This window comes from Streptomyces sp. WM6386 (genome assembly GCF_000972385.1).
Taxonomy (GTDB): Bacteria; Actinomycetota; Actinomycetes; order Streptomycetales; family Streptomycetaceae; genus Streptomyces.
On record NZ_JXTE01000792.1, the window covers coordinates 1 to 312 of the forward strand.

Genomic DNA, 312 nt, shown 5'->3' on the forward strand with positions numbered 1-312 from the left:
GCGGACCGGCTGCGCGGCTTCCGGGACGCTCTGCGCGCCGAGGGCATCACCGTCCCCAAGGAGTGGGTGGTGCGCAGCGGAGGAGAGATCAGCGGCGGGGACGAGGGGGCGCTACGTGTCCTGGACGGCATCGCCGCCGACCGGGGACCCCCCGGGGTCTTCTTCTACAACGACCGGGGCGCGGCAGGCGGCCCCCCCCCCCCGGCCCCCCGGGTGTTGTACGAACCGAACCGGGTGGTCCGGCGTGGGGGGGCGAAGCCTTCCGGGAGCCGACGCGGGGCCCTGGACCCGCCGCTGATCTCTCCTCCGCTG

1 pseudogene is annotated in these 312 nt (G+C 76.0%); it reads left to right on the forward strand.

The features are described 5' to 3' along the window. Positions 1-312, forward strand: a pseudogene (locus TN53_RS49040) (hypothetical protein); the annotation flags it as partial.